Here is a 4,143-nt window from a genome sequence, read left to right as displayed (position 1 = left end):
GGTCGACATCGTCGAGAGCTACGTCGATGCCATCGCGACGCACGACTGGCGCGTCGTCGACGAGTGCATTGCGGACGACATTGTCCGTGTCGGGCCCTACGGCGACCGCTCTGCGGGTCGTGGCGACTACCTGGTGTTCATCGCCGACCTGATGCCGAAGCTGCCGGGTTATGCGATGAAGGTCGAAAGAGTGACCTACGTCGGTGACGCGCGCGTGTACGCGGAGCTCAGCGAAACCGTGGAGCTCGACGGGAAGCCCATGCGAACCCCGGAGGTGCTCGTGTTCGAGCTCGCCGGCGACGGCCGCATCGCGCGCGTCGACGTCTTCATCCAGACGCCGCAGGGCTGAAACCGCCGCGTCGGTACGCTCTGATCATGTTTAGTTTCCTGTCCGGCATCCCCGGCGCCGATGACCTGCGCACCCTGGCCCGGCGGGTGGACACCGCCCGACACCACGGAGTTCCCGACGGCTGTGTGCTCGAACTGGACCTACAGGCGCTGCCACAGGAAACAAGCGGCTTCGATCCATTCGCGATGATCGCCAGCGGTGGTAAGCCACTGCTGTTGCGCGAAGCGATCGCAGCCATCCACCGTGCGGCCGAGGACTCGCGGGTGGCCGGGCTTATCGCTCGGGTTCAGATTCCGGCCGCCTCGGCGGGCCCGGTGCAGGAGCTGCGCGAGGCCATCGGGGCCTTCAGCGACGTCAAGCCGTCGCTCGCATGGGCCGAGACGTATCCCGGCACACTGTCGTACTACCTGGCATCGGCGTTCCGCGAGGTGTGGATGCAGTCGTCGGGCACCGTCGGGCTTGTCGGTTTCGCCACCAATGCGCTTTTCCTGCGCGATGCGCTCAAAAAGGCGGGTATCGAAGCGCAGTACATCGCGCGCGGCGAATACAAGTCCGCGGTAAACCGTTTCACGCAGGACCGCTACACCGACGCCCACCGCGAGGCCGACAGCCAGCTGATCGAAAGCCTGCACACCCAGGTGTGGAAGGCGGTCGCCGAGTCACGCCATCTGGAGCCCGCCGAGGTTGACGCGCTCGCTGACAAGGCGCCGCTGCTGCGCGACGACGCGGTTACCGGACGCTTGATCGATCGCATCGGCTTCCGCGACGAGGCATATGCCCGCATGGCTGAACTCGTTGGGGCACCTGGCATTTCGCCGGAAGGCGGCTCTGACACTCCCGCCCAGCTTCGCCCACCCGATGCCGACTCCGACGACGCGCCCCCGCGGCTGTATCTGTCGCGGTATGCCCGCGCCACCGCCTCGCGGCCTACGCCGTCGATGCCGCCGATCCCTGGCCGCAAGACAAAGCCGACCATTGCCGTCGTCACCCTGCACGGCCCGATTGTCAGCGGCCGCGGCGGTCCGCAGGTGCTGCCCCTTGGCAACTCCAGCGCAGGCGGCGACACCATCGCCGCTGCGCTGCGTGAGGCCGCCGCGGATGACGCGGTGTCGGCGGTCGTGCTGCGGGTCGACAGCCCAGGCGGTTCGGTGATCGGCTCGGAAACCATTTGGCGCGAAGTGAATCGGGTTCGTGACGGCGGTAAACCGGTGGTCGCATCGATGGGTTCGGTCGCGGCGTCCGGCGGCTATTACGTGTCGATGTCGGCCGACGCGATCGTCGCCAACGCGGGGACGATCACCGGCTCGATCGGTGTGATGGCCGGCAAGCTGGTGGCCCGCGAGCTCAAGGACCGCCTCGGCGTCGGGTTTGACTCGGTGCGAACCAACCCCAACGCCGACGCGTGGTCGATCAACCAGCCCTTCACCGACGAGCAACGCGCACACGTCGAGGCGGAGGCCGACCTGTTGTACACCGACTTCGTCGAACGAGTCGCGCAGGGCAGGAAGATGACCGTTGAGGCCGTCGACGCGATCGCCCGCGGCCGGGTGTGGACCGGTGTCGACGCCCTGGAGCACGGCCTGGTGGACGAGCTCGGGGGCTTGCGCACCGCGATCAAGCGCGCCAAGGTGCTGGCAGGGCTGGAGCCCGACGCCGACGTGCGGCTGGTGAGCTTCCCGGGCTCGTCGATGTTTGACTTCCTGCGGCCCAAGCCGTCGTCGCAGCCCGCGGCGGCGTCGCTGTCCGATGCGGTGGGCGCGCTGCTCGGCCGCTCGGTGCTCGGGGCGCTCAGCCAGGCCGAGCGATCGTCGACCGGCGCGAGCGCGCTCTGGCTCGGCGACTACCGCTTCTGAGCCGCCCTGCCGCCACCGCGGACGAATGCTCCGACAAGGACACCGGCCGCTCCGACGATCGTCAACGGGATGGCCCAATGACGCCGTCCCGATATCGCGTCTGCGCATAGGGCGACGAAGTCGGGGTGTGGGACAGCCTGATTGAGGATCGGCGCGCTGGCCACCGGCGCTTCGTTCGCCGCCCGGGGTCCGGACTGGTCGGCTGTCACCGCATTCCCACACGCGACGGTGGAGCTGTTGCCGTCGAATACCGACACCGGAAGAAACAGTCCGACTACACCGGCGATCAGCACGGCCGCGCCTATGACCACATTCCGAAGCCGACTTGTCATGCTGTCCCCTCCCGAGTCGGGTTAGCCTATCCAGCAAACGTGTTGGATGTGCCGAGGTCTGAACAGTCTCTACAGATGTTGAGTACTTGCTGTGAGGTGGGCGAGCGTCGGCTTGTTGCTCGAATTCGCTCAATTCCGCGCCATAAGTCGACGTTCGCGGCCAGCCTTGAGCCGTGGCATTCTCGGCGGCCAAACGGGTGCTCATCACCGGCGCCTCCTCGGGCGTTGGCGCGGCGCTGGCCAGGGCGATGGCCAGGGACGGCGCGATTGTCGGCCTGATCGCCCGTCGGCGCGACCGGCTCGCCGAGGTGCTGGCGGATTGCCAGGAACATTCGGCCGACTCGAAGATGTGGGTGGCCGACCTAGCCGACAGCGCATCCGTCGGCCCGCTGGCACAACAGGCGTGGGACGGACTCGGCGGGATCGATGTGCTCGTCAACAACGCGGCAGTACCGAAGCGCCGGATGGTGACGGCTCTGGAGCCGTCCGAGGTGGAAGCGGTCATGCGGGTGAACTTTTTCGCCCCGATGCGGCTGACCGTTGCCATCCTGCCGAAGATGCTCGCGCGGGGTGACGGGATGATCGTCAACGTGTCCAGTGTTGGCGGCAGGCTGGGGATCATCCACGAATCCGCCTACTGCGCAAGTAAGTTCGCGCTGTGCGGGTGGAGTGAATCGAGGGCCGTCGACCTGCACGGAACCGGGATAACGGTGAAGCTGATTGAGCCGGGGCCCGTCGACACCGAAATCTGGGACCAGCCAGGCAACGACGATCCGATCTACGACGGCCCCAAGTTCAGTCCGGACGACGTCGCACAGGGCATCCTCGAGGCCATGGGCAATGACGGGTTCGAGCATTACGTGCCCGACATGAAGGCGGTCGTCGACATGAAGAACGCCGACATCGACACCTACATCGCCGGAGCGGCAGGCATGGCCAAGCCATGAGGGCGCTGGTATTCGGCGTGCCGCCTGAGCCGTTCGAGGTGCTCGACGACGCCAACACGCTCACCCGCAACCTGGCCCACTCGCCCGTAGGGCTGCGGAACGTACCGGATCCCCAACCGCTGCACGACGATTGGGTGATCACCCGGCACTACCTCGAACTTGCCGCCGACGGCAGAGTGAATCTGCGCCCGATGCTGACCCACACCTTCGGACTCGAGCAGTGGCGCGACGCGTTCCTTGCGATCGCCAATCAGGGGGAGTCTGGCGCGGTCAAGGTCGCCATCGACTATCGCTAGGCCGAGCGACCGCGTTTGTACGGAATTCGACGGCGCGTCGTGTGCAGACACTCAGCGACGAGGGCGCCCACTAGTGTCGAACGAGGAGCGGGTGGCCGTGACGTAGTCCTCTACGGTGATGGGCTTGACTCCGCCGATCACCTCGACGAGGTTGTTCTCCCCGGCGAAGATGCCGTCGCGGTAGTCCTGCGCCACGCTGCTGATGTGCTGCACGAAATGCGCCGAGGCGCCGCCTGCGGTCAGGTCGGCAGCGAACGTGGGAATATCGATCGGCTCGTAGCGCACCGGGATACCCAGGGTGGCTTGGACTTTCGCTGCGATTTCATTCCAGTCGAGTTCTTCGGCGCCGAACAGCGGGTAGACCTG

At 66.5% G+C, this 4,143-nt stretch carries 4 protein-coding genes and 2 pseudogenes; 4 read left to right on the top strand and 2 right to left on the bottom strand.

The genetic code is table 11. The features are described from left to right. Together QOH60_RS11275 and sppA are read left to right on the top strand one after the other, a co-directional pair. Positions 1-349 (top strand): nuclear transport factor 2 family protein (locus QOH60_RS11275; RefSeq protein WP_526420202.1); only part of this gene is annotated, 349 nt, incomplete at its 5' end. 26 nt (positions 350-375) lie between these two features. Beyond that, positions 376-2,202, top strand: coding sequence for a signal peptide peptidase SppA (sppA, locus tag QOH60_RS11270; RefSeq protein ID WP_526420200.1), 1,827 nt, complete (start codon positions 376-378; stop codon positions 2,200-2,202). On the opposite strand, the gene QOH60_RS11265 is transcribed toward sppA, so the two are convergent. Further along, entirely contained in the window at positions 2,190-2,534 is a 345-nt protein-coding gene (locus QOH60_RS11265; protein WP_526420198.1) for an aminopeptidase, read from the bottom strand. The two genes, sppA and QOH60_RS11265, sit on opposite strands and share 13 nt — an antisense overlap. A gap of 173 nt (positions 2,535-2,707) precedes the next feature. On the opposite strand from QOH60_RS11265, the gene QOH60_RS11260 reads away from it, so the two are divergent. Together QOH60_RS11260 and QOH60_RS11255 are read left to right on the top strand one after the other, a co-directional pair. Then, positions 2,708-3,481: an SDR family NAD(P)-dependent oxidoreductase gene (locus tag QOH60_RS11260; protein ID WP_526420196.1), complete on the top strand. Its 774-nt coding sequence runs from the start codon at positions 2,708-2,710 to the stop codon at positions 3,479-3,481. A gap of 146 nt (positions 3,482-3,627) precedes the next feature. Continuing rightward, positions 3,628-3,777 (top strand): annotated as a pseudogene (locus tag QOH60_RS11255) (zinc-dependent alcohol dehydrogenase); the annotation flags it as partial. Between the two features lie 51 nt (positions 3,778-3,828). Here QOH60_RS11255 and QOH60_RS11250 read toward each other — a convergent pair. Beyond that, positions 3,829-4,143 (bottom strand): annotated as a pseudogene (locus QOH60_RS11250) (NmrA family NAD(P)-binding protein); the annotation flags it as partial.

Source organism: Mycobacterium sp. (assembly GCF_032159765.1).
Taxonomy (GTDB): domain Bacteria; phylum Actinomycetota; class Actinomycetes; order Mycobacteriales; family Mycobacteriaceae; genus Mycobacterium.
Note: the sequence above shows the minus strand (reverse complement) of the source record. Positions and strands in the feature narration are given on the sequence as shown.